Origin of the sequence: Methylobacterium sp. BE186 (assembly GCF_031457035.1) — a bacterium.
Taxonomy (GTDB): domain Bacteria; phylum Pseudomonadota; class Alphaproteobacteria; order Rhizobiales; family Beijerinckiaceae; genus Methylobacterium; species Methylobacterium segetis.
The window spans coordinates 13,170-31,043 of the sequence record NZ_JAVDVV010000038.1 but is presented as its reverse complement, the minus strand read 5'-3'; the positions used below and the strand labels follow the sequence as shown (position 1 = coordinate 31,043).

The following is a 17,874-nucleotide window of genomic DNA, read 5'->3' as shown; positions in this document are numbered from 1 at the left end:
GGCTTCCGCGACGGGCTGCCGATGGTGACGGGCGCGCAGATCGGCGATTCCGGCACGGGGCTGCACCTCGCGCTCGGCATCGTCACCGCCCTCTATCACCGCACCCATTCGGGCGTCGGCCAGCGGGTCGACTGCGCCATGCAGGACGGCGTGCTCAACCTCTGCCGCGTGAAGCTGCGCGACCAGCAGCGCCTCGCCCACGGGCCCCTGCGCGAGTACAGCCAGTTCGGCGAGGGCGTCGCCTTCGGTGACGCGGTGCCGCGCGCGGGCAACGATTCCGGCGGCGGCCAGCCGGGCCGCATCCTGAAGTGCAAGGGCCACGAGACCGACCCGAACGCCTACCTGTACTTCATCACCCAGGCGGCCGTGTGGGAGCCGATCTGCGACATCATCGGCGAGCCCGGCTGGAAGACCGACCCGGCCTACGCGACGCCCAAGGCCCGCCTGCCGCACCTCAACGAGATCTTCACGCGCATCGAAGCCTGGACGATGACGAAGACCAAGTTCGAGGCGATGGACATCCTCAACAAGTACGACATCCCCTGCGGGCCGATCCTGTCGATGAAGGAGATCGCCGAGGACGAGGCCCTGCGGAAGACGGGCACCATCGTCGAGGTCGATCACCCGACCCGCGGCAAGTACCTGACCGTCGGCAACCCGATCAAGCTCTCGGCAAGCCCCGCCGACGTGACGCGCGCCCCGCTGCTGGGCGAGCACACCGACGAGATCCTGCGCGAGGTGCTCAAGTACTCGGACGAGGAGATCGTGGAGATCGCCGGCTCCGGCGCCACCAAAACACCTAATCGGGCCGCAGCCGAGTAGATCGTCTAGAACTAGTTCAGTAAAACGAACACGGAAACAAAATATACGCGGCGGCCTAACAAGCTGTTTTTGCAGAGTCTGTTCTAATCTGAGCTGCAATCAGCCGAGCGCCGACAATCCGGCGCCAATGAAGATCAGGAGGAACGACGATGACCCGATCGGCCCCTCAGCACTCGGTTCAACAATCTCGCGGCAGTAGCAAGGCGCAGGTTCAGCAGGTCCTCGATCGCGTCAAGGCTGATAGCCGCGACTCACTAACCGCGCCCGAAGGTCGGCTGGTCTGCGACGCTTACGGCATCCCGGTGCCCAAAGAAGCGGTCGCAACATCGGCACAGGACGCCGTGCAGAAGGCCGAGAGCATGGGATTCCCGGTCGTCCTCAAGATCGTCTCCCCGGACATCCTGCACAAGACAGAAGCCGGTGGCGTCATCGTAGGTGTCTCGTCTGGCCAAGCCGTAGCCGAGGGTTACGAACAGATCCTAGCGAGCGCGAAGCGCTACAAGGCCGACGCCCGCATCGACGGCGTCCAGGTCCAGCAGATGCTGAAGGGGGGTACCGAGGTCATCATCGGCGCGGTAACCGACGGCTCCTTCGGCAAGCTCGTCGCCTTCGGGCTTGGCGGCGTGCTGGTGGAGGTGCTGAAGGACATCACCTTCCGGCTCGCACCTGCCAGCCGCGAGGACGCGCTCTCGATGCTCGACGGCATCCAGGCTGCCGAGATGCTGAAGGGCGTGCGCGGATCTGAGCCGGTCGATCGCGAGGCGCTGGCCAACATCATCGTCAAGGTCTCGCAGCTCGTCACCGACTTCCCGGAAATCTCGGAGCTCGACCTGAACCCTGTCTTCGCTACGGCACGTGATGCAACAGCTGCGGACGTGCGCATCGTGGTGGATTTCGCCGCGAAACCCGCATCGCAGGCGCGATCGCAGGAGGAGATTGTCGCGGGCATGAACCGGATCATGCGCCCCGATACTGTGGCGGTGATCGGTGCCTCGGCCGAGGAGGGCAAGATCGGCAACTCCGTGATGAAGAACCTCACCAACGGCGGCTACAAGGGGGCGATCTACCCGATCCACCCGAAGGCCGACACCATCCTGGGCCTGAAGGCGTACCGGTCAGTCAAAGACGTGCCGGGTCCCGTAGACGTCGCCGTGTTCGCGATCCCTGCCCAGTTCGTGGCAGTGGCGCTCACGGAATGCGGCGAGAAGGGTGTGGCAGGAGCGGTCCTCATCCCGTCCGGCTTTGCCGAGACTGGGAACGAAGCAGGGCAGCAGGAGCTGCAGGAGATCGGACGCCGCTACAACATCCGCTTGATGGGGCCGAACATCTACGGCTTCTACTACATGGCCAAGAACCTCTGCGCGACGTTCTGCACGCCCTTCGACGTGCAGGGTCAGGCTGCTCTGTCCTCGCAGTCGGGCGGCATCGGCATGGCCATCATCGGCTTCTCGCGCTCGACCAAGATGGGAGTCTCAGCCATCGTCGGGCTCGGCAACAAGTCCGACATCGACGAGGACGATCTGCTGGCGTTCTTCGAGCAGGACGACTCGACGAAGGTCATCGCCCAACACTGCGAGGACTTGAAGGACGGGCGCAGCTTCGCCGAAGCGGCGCGGCGCGTCTCAAAGAAGAAGCCTGTCATCGTGCTGAAAGCCGGCCGAACCTCGGCGGGCGCGAAGGCGGCGAGCTCCCATACGGGCGCGCTCGCTGGCAACGACAGGATCTACGAGGATGTGTTCAAGCAGTGCGGGGTGATCCGCGCGCGTTCGCTCCGCCAGTTGCTTGAGTTTGCCCGCGGCGTGCCAGTTCTGCCGACCCCGAAGGGCGAGAACGTAGTCATCATCACGGGCGCCGGTGGCTCCGGGGTGCTGCTCTCCGATGCCGTCGTCGACAACGGCCTGTCGCTGATGGCCATGCCCGACGATCTCGACGCGGCCTTCCGCAAGTTCATCCCGCCCTTCGGTGCGGCAGGTAACCCTGTCGACATTACGGGCGGCGAGCCGCCGGTCACCTACCAGAACACGATCCGGCTCGGGCTGGAGGACGAGCGGATTCACGCGCTCATCCTGGGCTATTGGCACACCATCATCACACCCCCGATGGTGTTCGCGAGGAATGTGGTGGAGGTCCGCGACGAGATGCGCGTCAAGGGATTCGAGAAGCCGATAGTCGCCTCGCTCGCGGGCGATGTGGAGGTCGAAGAGGCCTCGCAGTACCTCTACGACCACGGCATCCCGGCCTATGCCTACTCGACGGAGTTGCCCGTCGAAGTACTCGGTGCAAAGTATCGGTGGGCACGCGGCGCAGGACTTCTTTGAACAAAATGGACGCTGCAGCTCAGTAGGACAGGATGCTCGCGGAGACACCGCGTGGTCAACCGGCTGTTTGGGAACGGCAGCCGAACAGGCACGTTGCTTCTATGCACGGCTCTATTTATCCCCCGTGAGCCGTGCGTTCACGAGGCGTCCCTTTGCCCCCGCTCACGCGGGGGTTTTCTTTACGCGAGTGCATTGATCGGCGCGCAGAGCCACAGCGGATTGGGAGTAGACCAGCGTGTCTCCGCGTAGGCTTGACCACGCGTAACGCTGAGATGCTCGATCATGTTTTCCCTTCAATTGGTAGCCGATGTTGCTAGATGTCGGGGTTCAAACGGTGGGCAAGCGGACATTCGGCGCGGTTCAGCTGAATGCCTCAGATCGAGCTCGAGCGGACTCAGGATACGCGTGCCGAATATGTCCGCTTCGAAGCGGGAAGCGGACGCCGTACAGAGGCCACAACATCCGCAACAAGTGCACAGAAGGGAGGAATTCCGGCGACTTTCACCGGATCGGCCTGCTTCATTTGATGCCAGCATCAACACATACAACCATGGGCAGTCGAAAGGTCTCCACGTTTGTACGGACTGCTCTCTCCCGAAAGGCAGCCCGCCTCACGGGTTCTTCAGCGGAAGCCGGCCTACTCCGATTTCGGCTTGCTAAGAAGGTAGACCTGCCACGTCAGCATCATGCTCGACGCCATCAAGGCCGCGTGCAGCAGGTGAAGGAGAAACGGTCCATCTTGCATCGGCTCGATCCTGCGGACGTAGCGGCGCCAGGAAAGCCAGAGCTCTGGCAACAACCGGGCCAACGCCCGCGGTGACGTGCTGCGCGAACCTCCCACATCCATCGGTTACGCCGAGGGCCCGAGCCTTCGGGTCGGCTGATAAGATCGGTCCGGGGCGTTTGCCTACGCCGAGCCAGTCTCGGAAACCGCGAAAGCCTTGGCCGAGAGCAGGCGCGTGACGGTCGCGAGGAGGTCGGTCTGCGTGATGATCCCCAGGATGCGCCGCTCCTCGTCCACGACGATCACGGCATGGGTGCGGCCGTCGCTCAGCGAGGACGCCAGCGCGACCACCGGCTCATGAGGTCCGGCCGTTTGCGCCTCCGACATCACCTGCGCGATGCCCACCTCGCCATGCAGTGTCAGCTCGCGCAGGCCGAGCGTGCCCGCTAGCCGACCAGCTCCGTCCACCACGGGCAGCGTCCGGATGTTGTGCGCGATCAGGAGCTCCCGTGCCCGCTCAGCGCTGACGTCCAGTCCGATGGTGACCACATCGCGCGACATGATCTCGCCGCAGGTGAGGTCGCCCTGCGAGCGCACGAGCGCGTGGTGTTCGACCTGCTGCAGGAGGCGGTCCAGGTCGGCCCGATCGATGTCCAGCGTCTCGTGCAACGCGACAAGGGCGGCATCGACGTCCTCCGGCTTGAAGCCGACGCGGAGCGGCACGGGCAGATCAGCGGTGCCATGGGTGTTGACCGGCGGCGCGACCGGGACGTGCGGGTAGTTGCGCCGCGCGATCTTGTGGAAGGTGATGCCAAGGGCGACCAGGATGACCGAGTTCACGCAGACCGGGAACAGCGGAAACAGGAAGCCGGCGGACGTGACGGCCGGGCCGCCGATCAGCGCCGTCAGGGCCGCCGCGCCTCCCGGCGGGTGAAGGCACCGGGTGAACGACATCGCGGCGATGGCCAGTGAGACGCCGACGCCGATCGCCACCACTGGGTCCGGGATGAAGCGGGCGGCCAGCACGCCTACGAAGGCCGAGATCGTGTTGCCGCCGATGATGGGCCAGGGCTGGGCCAGGGGACTCGCTGGCACGGCGAACAACAGAACTGCCGAGGCGCCCATCGGCGCGACGATAAGCGGGATGTCGGGCCCCTGACCGAAGACCAAGCCGCAGATCAGGCCGGTGAGCGTGATGCCCACGAGCGCACCCAGGCAGGCGATGAGGCGCTCGCGCAGGGTTGCGCCCGCCAGGATCGGCCTGAACAGGCGAAACCCGGCTGACTTTCCGCTCTGTTGTTTCGGGCTGACGGAGTTGGACATCTTCACGGTCCCCCACTTGGCCGAACCGCCGTCGGAGGCGCCCGCTCAACGGGCAACTGCTCCAATGGCCGACGCAGGACACTGGTATACCAGGCCTCCGTTTACGAGCCGCGGCCGAAATTGCAACGTGCTGAGGCACGCTGCCTGTCGGTGAGGCAATCCCAGCTCGGGCACTCAGCCGGAGAACCATGAAGGACATCGTCGCCACCGCGCTTCTCACGGTCGCCGCGGTGCTCGGCTGCGTTCGCTTCGTGGAGATGTTCGCGGACAGGCGGAGCGTGACCTCATGGGATCAGGTCACCACCACCGTTGGGGTGACGGCATTCCTGACCGCGACCGGGCTTACGCTCGAACGCGGCGGGATCGCGGCCGCGGCGCTGCTGCTCCTGCTCGCGTGGCTGGTTCATGACCTTGTGCGACGTCACAGTCCGTCCAGGTGCACCCTCGCGGCGTGCACCTGGCTCAGCATGGCGTCGCTGCTCGTCTACATCGCCCTGGACTGAGGCTGACGGCCTTGTGCCCAGGCATAGCCGGTCGTCCAGCAAGACCGAACATGGGGAGCATGCCAGCGCTCGTTGGCGCGGGAGGGGGCAGTACAGGTCTCAGTAGCCTGCCGTCCGGACCCGCGGCGGCGTACCGGCTTTGTCAGGCACCATCCCCAATCTGAGCCCTCGATGTTCAATCCGCACTGTGCCGCGTTCCTGCTCGCCGTCGAGGCGCAGAAAGTCATCGAGTTGCCGCTGCTGCGGATCGCCTGGGACGGTGCTGAGGCGCGGGTCGAGATGGTGTCGATGGTCGGCGAGAAGGTTGTGGCTGCCATGGAGGCTGGCAACACACTGCTCGCCTGCGGCACGCACGACCAGGTCGTCACCCACTATCGTGAGCTCGTCGTGGACACTACACGGCGCTTCACAGCCTAAGCTCGCGGCGTCAACCTTCGGCGCCAGTAGTGACGCGTAGCTGCACAAGCCAAACGAAGCTCATGCCCCGAAGCGGGTTCTGGGAAGGTCCGCTTACGAGCGGTCAGATTGGATGCGCCTGAGCGACCGAGTTTGGCCGATTGTGTTGAAAAACTCCTCAGCACGGATCGAGGTCTCTATCGCTGGTGGCTGCCGCTCGCCGCTGTCCCAGGTGTTGTGGGTTCATGCCCTCAGAAGAGGGACAAACGGAGTTTTTCAACACAATCGGCCGGGAGCGGAACTTCCGCTTTTGAGACGTTGAGGTATCGAAGCGGACGTGACAGCCGGGCCGCTCTGCTTTTGGCGTGCAGTTCGGACACGTCCGTCCGTGCAACTCAGAAAGCGTAGTCAGCTTTTGGTCGCGTCGCGACGGTCGCCCAGGAGGCGTCGACCAGACGCAATCACCTGAATCGTCTGACGCTCTAAGCCAGACTGGCGAGCCGTACGCTCGTAGATCCACAGACGATAAATCAGGCCTGCATCCGGCCCTAAGCCGCGGTTCAGGCAGTCGCATACGGCCTGCGTGACGATGTCTTTCAAGTGGTTGGCGCTGACATCGCGAAGGGCTGTATCGCTGCTCATGTCCTCACTCCTCGCATCGACCGGGCGCGGCAGAGATTGCACGGCATCCGGACGGATCGGTCGAACGACGACGGCAAAGACGAGTTGAGTGCCGGACTCCGGCTCCAGCTCCGCCCCGAACGCTCGCGCGACGGGTGAGCGTCGTTCACTCGCGGCACGCTCCGCTCGCGGAGGCACGCGCATCCTGTCTCGCTTCGTCGGCGCCTTGCCGGTGCTCTTCTTCGCCTGCACGCGCTTCGCGGGTTTCGACCGCCTCGGCATCCAAGGCGACCAGAAACTCCCGCCACAAGGGCCGGAGGTCGTAAGGTATCGCGTCGTCAAGCTTCGCTCGGAGCATCTGAACACGTGTTGCGCGCTCGTTTTGCGGCTGCATCGCGAAATTTATCTCCGTGCTGAGCATGGAGCGCTCGGTGCCTGTCGCGAAGACCTCTCGCTCCACTCGGACTCTCCGATGAACGCCGCCGAAGATCGGCTCCCCTTCGGCGGACTGGGAAAAGGTCCGGAGGAACTGAACCCAGTCCGCCAGTCGCATCATCTTGAACGGGCTGTAGTGAATCATGCGGCGGCCGAGAGTACCGTCCTGACAGTCTTAATGGCTATGCGGTTCGGTCCGCGAGCGGACCGGATTTCGCATGCACCGTCCGCATCCAATTCCGGACACGCCGGGTCGGGCTCGGCCGGCCAGGTGAATCTGGGATTGCCCTGTTTTTTGGATGGTCAGGGGACTTGGCTGAGCAAAATCTTTTGTGATGGTTGGCCCCGTCTCCTGCTCGTAGACGATGGGTAAGCGGTGGCCGAGCGCCGAGTATCGGCGCAGGCCGCACACGCGGCGGGGGCGATGGCGTTCATACCGTGAGCAGCAGACCCGCGTAGCCGGCAGCCCCGAGGAGGAAGGCCCAGAATCGGCTCTGACGCTCGCTGGGCACTTCTTCCTTGAGCACGTTCAAGACCACACCGCCTCCCAGGAATGCCGTGAGTGCCGCGATAGCCGCCTGCGAGATCTCCGTTGCTGATCCAATTCCCCAGCCGATGACAATGGCCGCAGCTAGGATCCAGCGTCCCAGACGATGATACGGCTTCTTGTGGTCCTCGTTGAGGCCATAATCCGTGACGACGAAGTGCAGTGCCATGGCCACGGTGAAGAACACGAGGGACAAAAAGGTCGTCTCCTCGCGGTGGAGGAGGAGATAGCCGACAAGCGCGTTGTAGACACCGAACGAGGCCATGTGGATCCAGAACACGGGCGGGCTGGTGTCTGCCTCCGCGGCTGCTTCGGCAGCGCGGCCGCCGCGTACCGGTCGACCTTGCCGACGTGAGCGCGAGGTCTTGGCCAAGCGGTCGAGCCCATAGAAGACGAGGAGGCCCATGAGCGCGATCAGGTACACGTGCCGCTCGGCGAGCGACACCGCTGTGACTTGGCTGATGGCCTCCTGGCCCGCCGCGAGTTCGGGCAGCAAGTGCACGAACACGTAGGCGACGGAAACGCCCCCTGCGATGGAAAGCCAAGCGCTACGGGGCGTGCCCTCGAGGAGGCGCAGCGACGGGGTGACGACGTGTACCAGCGCGAGGATGGCGGCAGCTAAGAGGGTGAGCAGGGTGGTCGAGAGCAGAGCCGGCTCCTCGCTGATTCCTGAGGCCTCGTTCCGAGAGATACGTCGGACCCACCCGGCTAGATCGTTGTGCCGAGGCAGGCAGTCGAACCAACCTGCCGCACTCGGATCGGGAAAGCCGTATGCGGTATCAGCCCAAGCCCGATTCAGCACCGACGAGTTGCCACGGGCTTTGGAGGGCTATTGTGCCGCGCAAGCATAGTCCTGATCGGCGGGCGCAGCTGTCGTCAGCGCTGCCCCGCACAGCGCCCCGGAGAGCTGAACGGAGCTGCCGTCGACAGCCCGGTCCGTCCCGATCACTCCAGCGCCCGTCGCACCCAGTGCGATGACGAGCCAAACTTCGCGGACCAATCATGGGTCGCGCGAAGCCAAGCCGGAAGCACGATCAAGTTTACTGCGGATTCAGGGGGATGCGGCAGCAGCCCTGTGTCTCTTCAGGCACGCCAGGTCCAACCGGCTGACAGATCTCGCCCGACCGTCTGCCAGCAACCCGGAAGTCAGCGCCCCTGCCGAGATCGCCGTGCCGTCGGCTCCCGTTCGATGCAGTGGGGCCCTCGCGGCATGCTAACGCTGTAACGCCCTCTCGACGGGAGCGGTCAGGCGAGCGATCGGCGTACACGGTCAGTGCTAAGCGGGGCCGCCACGCGGCGGCCCCTCAAGCTCAGTATCCGTATCCGTAATAGCCGTAACCGTAGGACGGCACGTAGCGGTAGCCCACATTGACCGGGCCGCCCCACGAATACCCGCCGTAGGCAGGGTAGCTGTAAGCCGGATAGCTGTAGGCCGGGTAGCCATAACCATAGCTATTGGCCGCAAGCGCTGATCCAACCGCCAGCCCGGTGATCCCTGCGAGAAGGCCCAGGCCAACGCCACGCCGCCTGTAGCCATACCCATAGCCGCGCCAGCCAACGCGGCGATAGCCGTACCCTCCGCGCCAGCCAATCCTGCGGTAACCATGGTTGTAACCGCCACGCCAACCGGCATGTCGAAAGCCGTGACCGCCAAAATGCGCGTGGCCTCTGTGGTAGCCTCCGAATGGCCGCGCTTCGGCCGGAACCGCTGTGAGAAGGCCAAGACTCAGAACGGTCGAAGAAACGAGTGCGAACGTGCGCATGCAAAGCCATCCTGTGTTGGTGATCAGAGGGCCAATCCTACGTCTGGGAGGGAAGGCCTAAGCGCAACTGCAGTCGTACGGGCCCGATGGGCCACGGCTGCTTGGGTGAGGCGAAACTCAGCCGCCTCTATAGAGGGATGAACTACGCTGTCAGAGTTGATCTGATCTTGGGCAATTCCAAGTTACTGCTTGATCGCCTTCTCGGCGTTTCCCACGTGCATCATGCACCCCTGCTCATCCTTCTTCGCGGCCTTTTCCGAGGCAATCTTCAGCTCGGCCCTAGCCATCGCAGCCTTGCCGGCGTCCTGGTTGGCCGGCATCATGGCGTCCACTCTCTTCATCTCGCTCGCGCAGTCCTTCTCGGCCGCCTGCAAAGGTGCGACGCCAAATGCGAGGAGGGCCGCCGTCAAAGCAAATGCCGACACGTTTCTCATGGTCGAAATCTCCGTTCATGTTGCGGGACTGCTCGTTGAACGGAGGACTGATACTTGCGTTCCGGCCTCGCTGACCGAGGCCCGCCGAAATGGCTCGCTAGTGTACCAACTTCATGGCGATCTCCCTGGACCTCGGTGTGGAGATCCAGCCGTCATCGGCGGCGGGAGCACCCATTCAGCCTGCCCCAGGTTGCGTCGAGATGATCGAGACCACTCGCTCGCGCCAGCCGATGTGCGTTGGCCCTCGCCTCGGCGGCTTACGCGCTACGGGTGCCATTAACTCATTTGCAAGGCAGTGCGTCCTGATCGGGCGGCCTCGTATCCGCATGAGGCAATACCGTTGACCGAAGTATCTGCGGGATCGGCCCTGGACGGGCGGAAAGTCGGTACAGCGCTGGACACAAACCCGAACCATGTTCTGCTGAAAAACTTGGTCGACTGAGCGCGTGGTCAGTTCCACGTCGCACAAAGCCAAAGTGGAGAAGTAGCATGACATGCTCACGCCTTGGGTCGGTGGCCACTGTACTGTTCTTCACCGTCAGCCCCGGAGCGGTGCTGGCGCAGACGACCCCGCCCGCGCCGGGCGCGAACCAGGCCGACCTCTGCCGCGACCTCGTGAGCTTCCTGGAGCGGCGCGGCGATGCCAAGCCCGCCTCGCCGATCTCGGTCGACCAAGCCAAAACCTACCAGCGTGACAACAATATCGTGGCCTGCCGCGACGGTGCCGTCCGCCTTCAGCAGGCCGGCGTCACACTGCCCGCCGCCCTTCTTGCAGTCGTCAAGGTTCCGAGCACGGGGCAACGGACGGCGAACGGCGCCGACATCCTCGTCCAGCCGGGCACGCCGAGCGTGACAGTTCAGCAGCAGAGACCGGAGATCACGGTACGGCAGCCGCAACCGGTCGTCAGTGTGACCATCCCGCAGCCCGAGATCACCCTCCGCATGCCGCAGCCGGACGTGAATGTCGCGCGCGGGCAGCCGCAGGTTCAGGTCGTGCAGTCGGCGCAGCCCCAGGTGCATGTGCAGCGTGCCGATCAGCAACCGGTGATCCACTACGAGAGCGCGGAGCCCAAGATCGTCGTGAACCGCGCGCAGGGCCAACCGCAGGTCCGGGTCGAGGCGATGACCCAGGACCAGGCGAACAGGGGCTCGCCGCAGCGGCAGGTGCGCCAGGTCTCAGCCTCCGAGTTCACCGACATGGACGTCATGAACGGGCGCGGCCAGCAGGTCGGCGACGTCGAGCGCCTCGTGCGCGGCGAGGACAAGAAGTTCTATGCCGTGGTGGGACACGGTGGCGTGTTCGGTCTGGGCGAGAAGGAGATCGTACTGCCGGTCGATCGCCTCATGATGCACGACGGGCGCCTGATGATCGTCGGCCTGACGGATGAGCAGATCAAGGCGATGCCGGGCTACGACGCGAAGGCCGGAAAGTACACCGAGGTTGAGGCGTCCGCGCTGGCACCTCTGACAGTTGCGGCCGTGCCGCCCGCACCGAACGTCAACGCGGCTGACGTCACGGGCACGACCGGGAACCCTGCGACGCGAAGCTTCCAGGTCTCGAACCTGCTTCGGAAGGACATCTACAACACTCAGGGGCAGCAGCTTGGCGACATCGAGCGCGTCCTCGTGGGCGTGGACGACAAGATGTACGTCGTCATCGGCCATGGTGGGTTCCTGGGGCTGGGCGAGAAGCAGATCCTGCTGCCGTTCGATCGGATCAAGGTGCGGGACGGCCGGCTGACTGTGTCCGGGCTGACGGATGAGCAGATCAAGGCCGTTCCCGAGTTCGACCGGAACGCCCGCGGCTACCGCGATGCGGATCAGAACCGGCAGGCCGAGTTCTCGGTGTACCGCGGCTGACCCCGCATGAGCCGCCGGGCCGGAAAGCCCGGCGGTTCCTGTCGAACAGCCGCCCGAGCCTGTTCGGGAGACGCTCCCGTGGGGGAGAGTGCGTCAATTCCTTCACGGGACGGCTCCGACGACCGTATCTCGATCCTCCGGCGCTGGGTCGCCGCCACCCGTCGCTTGACACGTGTCTTCGCGGAGCACGAGATCGTCACGGCCGCCGCGGGGGTCACATTCTTTCTGCTCCTCGCGGCGTTCCCCGGTCTCGCCGCCATCATCTCGATCCTGGATTTCGTTGCGGCGGCCGGGCGGGCAGACGCGCTCCTCTCCACCCTCTCTGCCATCCTTCCGGCCGAGGCCGTGGATCTGCTGGCCTAGCAGATCGACCGCTTCGCCTCAGGGACGGGGCTCGAGCTCGGGCTTCATGCTCCCGCATCCTACCTGGGCTTCGTCGCGCTGAGCTGGGCAGCCAACAAGGGCACCAAGGCAATCTTCCGCGCCCTGGATCGCATCTACGGGCGCGAGGGGGCACGCCTTTCATCACGTTCACGCTGGTCGCCCTCGCCTGCACCTTCGGCGCAATCGCGTTTCTGGTGTTCTCGATCAGCGTGATCCTTATCCTTCCGGCCGTGTTCGGTACCGTGGGGCTTGCGTCGGACCAAGCTCGCACGTTCGGACTGTTCCGTTGGCCAGCGCTTATGTTGGTCGTGACATTGCTGCTCGCGGGCGTCTATCGCAGTTCCGCGCCGCGGGATGGAAAGCCGTGGGGTGTTGACCTCCTGAGGGGCTTCGCGGCCGCGGTGCTCTGGATTGGAGGCTCGCTCCTGTTGTCCTGGTACGCCGCGCACGCCGAACGCTTCGCCGCCATCTACGGCTCCCCCACTGCGATCATCGGCTTCATGGTCTGTCTCTGGCTCACGACCGTGGCTGTGCTGGTTGAGGCCGAGCTGAGCGCTGGGGCATCCGCTCGCTCTCTGCTCACCCTGTGTCGCATCGCCACGCCCAGGGGGGCGGAGGGTTTGACAAGAGCCGCGCTGCGCTCTGGTCATAGATGAGGGCAGTGATGTTCGGTGCTGCTCCTAACGATGCGCGAGCTCGTCGAGCCAGCCATGCGAGGCACCGTGGCGGACGATGTCCGCCCGGGTGCGCAGGCTGAGCTTCTCCGCCGCGCGCGCCTTGTGGGTCTCGGCTGTCTTCACGCTGACGCCGAGGCGGGCCGCGATCTCCTTGTTGCTGAAGCCCTGGGCGGTGAGCCGCAGCACCTCCTCCTCGCGAGGGCTCAGCGCCTCTTCAGCACCGGGCTCGGCCGCGGGCCGGCTGGTGCTCGGCAGTGCTTTGTCGGCAACGGCCGGGTCGAGGTAGATGCCGCCCTCCGCGACGGCTCGCACGGCGCGCAGGAGATCCTCCGCCGCCGACCGCTTGAGCAGATAGCCCCGCGCTCCGGTCTGCAGCATAGGCTGAACGTAGGCTCGGTCCTCGTGGACGGTGAGGGCCAGCAGCCGTACCTGCGGGCAGCGCTCGGCGAGGTGCCGCGCCAAGTCGATGCCGTTGATGTCGGGCATCGAGATGTCGATGACTGCGACGTCGGGCGAGGCCTGGCAGATCGTGTCGAGCGCCGCCGTTCCGTTAGTCGCCTCGCCGACGAGGGCAATATCTGGCGCAGCCTGGAGCAGGGCCTTGATGCCCGCCAGCACGATGGGATGGTCGTCGGCGACCGCGACGCGGATCGGGTTCACGGCTCGGCTCCATCGGGGGGCAACGGAATCTCGGCGAACAGGGTCGTGCCCGATCCCGGTGCTGATTCGATCGCCAGCGTGCCCCCCAGCAGGGCGAGGCGCTCGCGGATACCGGACAGGCCGAGGCGGCGCCCGATCTTGCCGTGAGCGGCGGAGCCGTGGATCGTGTGGCCGTTGGCCGCGTCCGAATCGAAGCCCGCTCCGTCGTCCTCCACGATGACGCGCAGCCCGTCGGCCCGCCGATCCAGCACGAGGCTGACGCCGCGGGCGCGGGCATGCTTGAGGATGTTGGTCAGCGCCTCTTGGACGATGCGGTAGGCAGCCGTCTCCACATCCGCCGGCAGCCTGGTCTCGCTGCCCAGCACCTGAAGGTCCAGATCGATGCCGTGGCGTTGGCGCCACTCCTCCGCGTAGGCAGCGAGCGCCTTGTGCAGGCCGAGGTCGTCGAGCGCGGTTGGCCGGAGATCTAGGGCCGCGCGGTGGATATCGCGTCCGATCTCCGCGGCGAGAGCCTGCAGCCAGCGCACCTGGTTCACCGTGTCCGGCTCGCACGCCCCATTCCCGAGCCGCGTTTCGAGGCTTTTCAGCCCAAGCGAGAGCCCCGTGACGGTCTGACCAACCTGGTCGTGGAGTTCGCGCGCGATGCGGCGCTGCTCGTTCTCCTGAGCATCCGAGAGGCGCCGCAGCAGGTCAGTCCGTTCGGCCTCGGCGCGCTTGCGTGGCTCGGCGTCGGCGATCACGCCGTAGATCACGCTCGGTCGGTCGCCGTGGTGGAAACACGGGGCACGGCCCGTCGTTCGAAGCCAGCGCACACCGCCATCCGGACGGACGGAGCGGAACTCGCTGTCGAGCTGCGCATCCTCTGTCACGCAGCGGCGCAACGCCTGCTCGACGCGCTCGCGATCATCCGTGTGCACTGCCGCGAGGAAGGCCGCGAACGACCACTGCGCTTCGCCCGCCTCCGTCGGAGCGCGAGGAAAGCCGAGCAGAACCCGCGTGCGCTCCGACCCGGCCACCTCCTGGCGAGCAAGATCCCAACATACCGTGCCGAGTTCCGCAGCCTCGACGGCTAACGCTCCGCGCTCCTCGCTTACCCGCAACGCCAGCATCATCCGGGTCTCCTCGTCGCGCCGTCGCTGCGCGATGTCGCGCGCCGTCAGCGCCGCCAATCCGGCCGCGAGTGCGAGGCTCGCCAAGCCGCCGGCTACGAGCACGTAGAACGATCGAGACACGGGCGCGTTCAGCGCCTCGCTCGGTACCCCGAAATGCACCGACCAGCCGCTCGTGTCGGGTAGGGTGCGGTAGACCGTCTCGACATCGCTGCCCTCCAGCGTTGGACCGGAGTAGAAACCCTCCGGCGCGCGGGCGATCGCCGCGCGCAGAGCCGGGCTGGCGGGCCGACCCAGCTCGGACGCCTCGGCAGAGGTGCGCGCGATGATGTTGCCGCGCCTGTCGACGATCTCGCCCACCCATCCGGCCGGCGCACCGGCATCCCTCAGGATCGAGCTGACTGCGTTGGTCGCGAGCGCGACCGTGAGGACGTACCGGAGCTGCCCGTCGCGGATGACGGGGACGCGCAACGCGACGAGGCGCTTGCCCGACAGGGTTCCGACCGGACCGATGCCGCCGACAACCGCTCGCCTGAGCCGGAGGACCTCGTCGAAACTGTCTCGGTCGGCCGTGGGTCCCAGCACAGTGCCAAGTGGGCGCAGCAGGTTCACGATCTGGTTCCCGGAAGCGTCCGCCAGCTCGACCGTCTCCCACAAAGGCCGGCTGGCCTTGAGGCGCTGCGCCTCCTCGTGGAACGGTTCCAGGCTCGGGCTGTCGAGAGCCGGCGAGGCGGCCAGCACATCCAGGATCTGCACCTGTGCGGCCAGGTCCGCTGAAACCCGGTCGGCCACGCGCGCGGTGCTTTCCAGGGCCGCGTGCCGGGCAGCAGCGCGACCCTGTTCCGCCGTGACGTAGGCCACCCAGCCACTGAAGAGCAGGATCGGAATGGCCGCCGCAAGGGCGAGCGAGATCAGCAGGCGGTTGCCCGGGGAGGATTCGCGCTTCACGTCATCGGCTCCGGGTCCGTTCGCCTCCTTGGTGCAGGTGGATCTCGCGGGCCAGATCCGCCAGAAGGTTCGAGCGCGTGCTGGTTGCAACGCTTGAGCCCAGTCGGAGAAGATCTGTGGTGCGCGCCACCCTAGGGCTGCCTTTCCTCTGCTACGATGTCACAGGCCGGCACTAGAGGGTGTCAGGTTTAACGCTCTCCAGCGTCAGGTTTTTCCTGACTGACTCGCGGTTAGGCCCGACTGGGAACAGTACGACTCCTGCGCGAGGATGATGGGAGATGTCCCTCCTTCCATCGTCCGCGGCCGGCCCCGCCCGCCGTTCCGAGCCAGGATCCACATGATGACCGCTGCGCGTCGCGCCGAGATCGACCCGGATGAGTTCCCGATAAATCCTTCACGGCCCCCGCGAGTCGAGACCGGATCTCAGCGCCCTCCGGCCGGACTTCGCGAGGGAGCAAGGCCCCGCAACACCCTGCTCGCCTCTCTCCCGGACGACGACCTCGCTGCTATCCGTCATCAACTGGAGCGGGTCGCACTTCGACGGCGACAGGTGCTGCACGAGCGCAACGCTGCGGCCGCGTACGTGTACTTCATCGAGCGCGGGACGGTGTCCCTTCTCTGCCGCAGGGCCGGGCGGGACAGCCTGGAGGTGGGCACGCTCGGCCGCGATGACCTTGTGGGCGTGTCCGCGGTACTCGGGACCGCGCGCGCGCCGCATCGCTGCGTCGTCCAAGTGCCGGGCGAGGCGTTGCGCATCCGAGCAGAGGATCTTCGGCGCGCGATGGGCGGCCACTCGCACCTGCGCTCGCTTCTCCTGGCCCACGTGCAAGCGCTCTTGATCCAGAGCGAGCAACTCGTAGTTTGCCAGAACGACCACAGCTTGAGCGAGCGCCTGGCCAGCTCGCTGCTGCTGACGCTCGGGCACCTCGACGGCGACGAGGTTCCCCTCACGCATCGCTCCCTCAGTCGCTCACTCGGGGTGCGTCGGGCCGGTGTGACGACGGCGCTGGGGGAGATGGAGTCTGCCGGGCTGATTCGACGCGGCCGCGGCTGGATCAGGGTGCTCGATCGTCCGGAACTGGAGCATGCCGCATGCGAGTGCCACCGGATCATCCGGACGGAGCGCAGGCTCGTGGTCTGCCAGAGCGAAGAGGAACCGCGCATCGCGCGGAGGGTCGGTGCGGCCCCGTCCGCGCCGGCGCCGCAGCCGAGCACCGCGCTCCGGCCGTCGAAAGTCGCGATGCTCGGCCATGTCTATGCACGCTGAGATCGGACAGCTCGAGGCGAGATGGCCGAGTTGTGTCCCGTCTCGCCATGGAAGCGGCTAAGCATGGGCGGCAGGGTGCGAAACGGTTGGCTTGCCCTGATCGCGGTCCCACTCGTGTTGCTGACCTTGCGGGCGTCCTACGCCGTGACGATGCCAATCGCGGTCGCGGCCGTGGTCATCGCGGCGGTCTGGCCTGTGGAGGTGTGGCTCCGCCGCGTGCTGCCGGAACGCGTCAGCAGCCTCGGCACAATCCTGGTGCTGCTCGTCACCACACTGGGGTTCATCGCGGCCCTCTACTTCTCGGCCGCCCAGGTCGTACAGGCGTTCGCGCGGCGCTGGGCCGAGTTCGAGAGCGCCTATGAATCCGCGACGGCCTGGGCCGACCGCTGGGGCCTACCGCTCGGTGGCAAGGAAGGCTACGCCCGCCTCATTGCCGTCGGGCAAGACCTGCTGGGCAACGCCTACACGATCTCAGTCTACCTCGCCTTCATCGCCCTTCTGGTCGTCCTCGGACTGCCCGAAATTCCCACCCTGCGGCGAAAGCTTCAGGAGGCGTTCGGGGCCGATAAGCGGAGCGAGGTGGCCTATGCCGCCGACGAGATCGCAGGCAAGATCCGCGGCTATCTCGCTACCACGACATTGACCAGCATCATCACGGGCGTGGCCTCGGCCCTGTGGGCGCTCGCGATGGGACTCGACCTGGCCCTGGTCTGGGGCACGCTGAACTTCCTGCTGAACTACATCCCCGTCGTCGGCAATCTCGTTGGCATTGTCCCGCCAAGCCTCTACGCGGTGGTCCAGTTCCCGGACTCTGTCCTGCCGATCGTCATCTTCGTCGGCTTCGGCGCGATCCAGTTCACCGTCAGCAACGTCATCTATCCGGTTCTGCAAGGACGCAGCGTGTCGCTCTCGCCCGTCGTCGTGGTGGTGGCCCTCGCGGTCTGGGGCTGGGTCTGGGGTGTCGCGGGGATGCTGGTCGCGATCCCGTTGACCGTAGCGTTCGTCATCGTCTGCGAGCAGTTCCCCCGCACCCGCTGGATTGCGATACTGATGTCCGGCTCGCGTTGAGGACATCAACGGAAA

Annotated in this window: 17 protein-coding genes; 9 read left to right on the top strand and 8 right to left on the bottom strand. The window is 65.7% G+C overall.

Annotated features, from left to right (window positions below):
* Both J2X36_RS25070 and J2X36_RS25065 read left to right on the top strand, forming a co-directional pair.
* Positions 1–822 (top strand): CoA transferase (locus J2X36_RS25070; RefSeq protein WP_310354721.1); only part of this gene is annotated, 822 nt, incomplete at its 5' end.
* A gap of 149 nt (positions 823–971) precedes the next feature.
* Complete coding sequence (locus J2X36_RS25065; RefSeq protein ID WP_310354719.1) at positions 972–3,140, top strand: acetate--CoA ligase family protein; 2,169 nt, start codon at positions 972–974, stop codon at positions 3,138–3,140.
* 907 nt (positions 3,141–4,047) lie between these two features.
* Here the strand turns inward: J2X36_RS25065 and J2X36_RS25060 are convergent.
* Complete coding sequence (locus J2X36_RS25060) at positions 4,048–5,187, bottom strand: HPP family protein (RefSeq protein WP_310354717.1); 1,140 nt, start codon at positions 5,185–5,187, stop codon at positions 4,048–4,050.
* A gap of 188 nt (positions 5,188–5,375) precedes the next feature.
* Between J2X36_RS25060 and J2X36_RS25055 the strand changes: the two genes are divergently transcribed.
* Both J2X36_RS25055 and J2X36_RS25050 read left to right on the top strand, forming a co-directional pair.
* Complete coding sequence (locus tag J2X36_RS25055; RefSeq protein WP_310354715.1) at positions 5,376–5,690, top strand: hypothetical protein; 315 nt, start codon at positions 5,376–5,378, stop codon at positions 5,688–5,690.
* Between the two features lie 171 nt (positions 5,691–5,861).
* Entirely contained in the window at positions 5,862–6,107 is a 246-nt protein-coding gene (locus tag J2X36_RS25050; protein WP_310354713.1) for a hypothetical protein, read from the top strand.
* A 387-nt stretch (positions 6,108–6,494) separates the two neighbouring features.
* Here the strand turns inward: J2X36_RS25050 and J2X36_RS25045 are convergent, their stop codons facing one another.
* From J2X36_RS25045 to J2X36_RS25025, 5 genes are all read right to left on the bottom strand, one after another.
* Complete coding sequence (locus tag J2X36_RS25045) at positions 6,495–6,728, bottom strand: hypothetical protein (RefSeq protein WP_310354712.1); 234 nt, start codon at positions 6,726–6,728, stop codon at positions 6,495–6,497.
* A gap of 145 nt (positions 6,729–6,873) precedes the next feature.
* Positions 6,874–7,287 carry a hypothetical protein gene (locus tag J2X36_RS25040; RefSeq protein ID WP_310354711.1) on the bottom strand — a complete coding sequence of 138 codons (414 nt, stop codon included), beginning with the start codon at positions 7,285–7,287 and terminating at the stop codon, positions 6,874–6,876.
* 286 nt (positions 7,288–7,573) lie between these two features.
* Positions 7,574–8,491 (bottom strand): hypothetical protein, encoded by a 918-nt coding sequence (locus tag J2X36_RS25035; protein WP_310354710.1) that lies wholly within the window; start codon positions 8,489–8,491, stop codon positions 7,574–7,576.
* Between the two features lie 508 nt (positions 8,492–8,999).
* A complete protein-coding gene (locus J2X36_RS25030) occupies positions 9,000–9,452 on the bottom strand; it encodes a hypothetical protein (protein WP_310354709.1) in 453 nt (150 codons plus the stop codon).
* Positions 9,453–9,634: 182 nt separating this feature from the next.
* Positions 9,635–9,886 carry a hypothetical protein gene (locus tag J2X36_RS25025; protein ID WP_132254931.1) on the bottom strand — a complete coding sequence of 84 codons (252 nt, stop codon included), beginning with the start codon at positions 9,884–9,886 and terminating at the stop codon, positions 9,635–9,637.
* A 552-nt stretch (positions 9,887–10,438) separates the two neighbouring features.
* Here J2X36_RS25025 and J2X36_RS25020 point away from each other — a divergent pair.
* From J2X36_RS25020 to J2X36_RS25010, 3 genes are all read left to right on the top strand, one after another.
* Entirely contained in the window at positions 10,439–11,746 is a 1,308-nt protein-coding gene (locus tag J2X36_RS25020) for a PRC-barrel domain-containing protein (protein WP_310354707.1), read from the top strand.
* Positions 11,747–11,824: 78 nt separating this feature from the next.
* On the top strand, positions 11,825–12,109 hold the full coding sequence (locus tag J2X36_RS25015; protein ID WP_132254929.1) for a hypothetical protein: 285 nt from the start codon (positions 11,825–11,827) through the stop codon (positions 12,107–12,109).
* Between the two features lie 56 nt (positions 12,110–12,165).
* Complete coding sequence (locus J2X36_RS25010; RefSeq protein WP_310354723.1) at positions 12,166–12,786, top strand: YihY/virulence factor BrkB family protein; 621 nt, start codon at positions 12,166–12,168, stop codon at positions 12,784–12,786.
* Between the two features lie 24 nt (positions 12,787–12,810).
* Here the strand turns inward: J2X36_RS25010 and J2X36_RS25005 are convergent, their stop codons facing one another.
* Together J2X36_RS25005 and J2X36_RS25000 are read right to left on the bottom strand one after the other, a co-directional pair.
* Positions 12,811–13,467: a response regulator transcription factor gene (locus J2X36_RS25005; protein ID WP_132254927.1), complete on the bottom strand. Its 657-nt coding sequence runs from the start codon at positions 13,465–13,467 to the stop codon at positions 12,811–12,813.
* Positions 13,464–15,524 carry an ATP-binding protein gene (locus tag J2X36_RS25000; RefSeq protein ID WP_310354703.1) on the bottom strand — a complete coding sequence of 687 codons (2,061 nt, stop codon included), beginning with the start codon at positions 15,522–15,524 and terminating at the stop codon, positions 13,464–13,466. The genes J2X36_RS25005 and J2X36_RS25000 overlap by 4 nt, the downstream gene beginning before the upstream one ends.
* Positions 15,525–15,792: 268 nt before the next feature.
* Between J2X36_RS25000 and J2X36_RS24995 the strand changes: the two genes are divergently transcribed.
* Positions 15,793–16,791 carry a Crp/Fnr family transcriptional regulator gene (locus tag J2X36_RS24995; protein WP_132254926.1) on the top strand — a complete coding sequence of 333 codons (999 nt, stop codon included), beginning with the start codon at positions 15,793–15,795 and terminating at the stop codon, positions 16,789–16,791.
* Between the two features lie 63 nt (positions 16,792–16,854).
* Positions 16,855–17,859 (top strand): AI-2E family transporter, encoded by a 1,005-nt coding sequence (locus tag J2X36_RS24990; protein ID WP_310354701.1) that lies wholly within the window; start codon positions 16,855–16,857, stop codon positions 17,857–17,859.
* Positions 17,860–17,874: the final 15 nt, after the last annotated feature.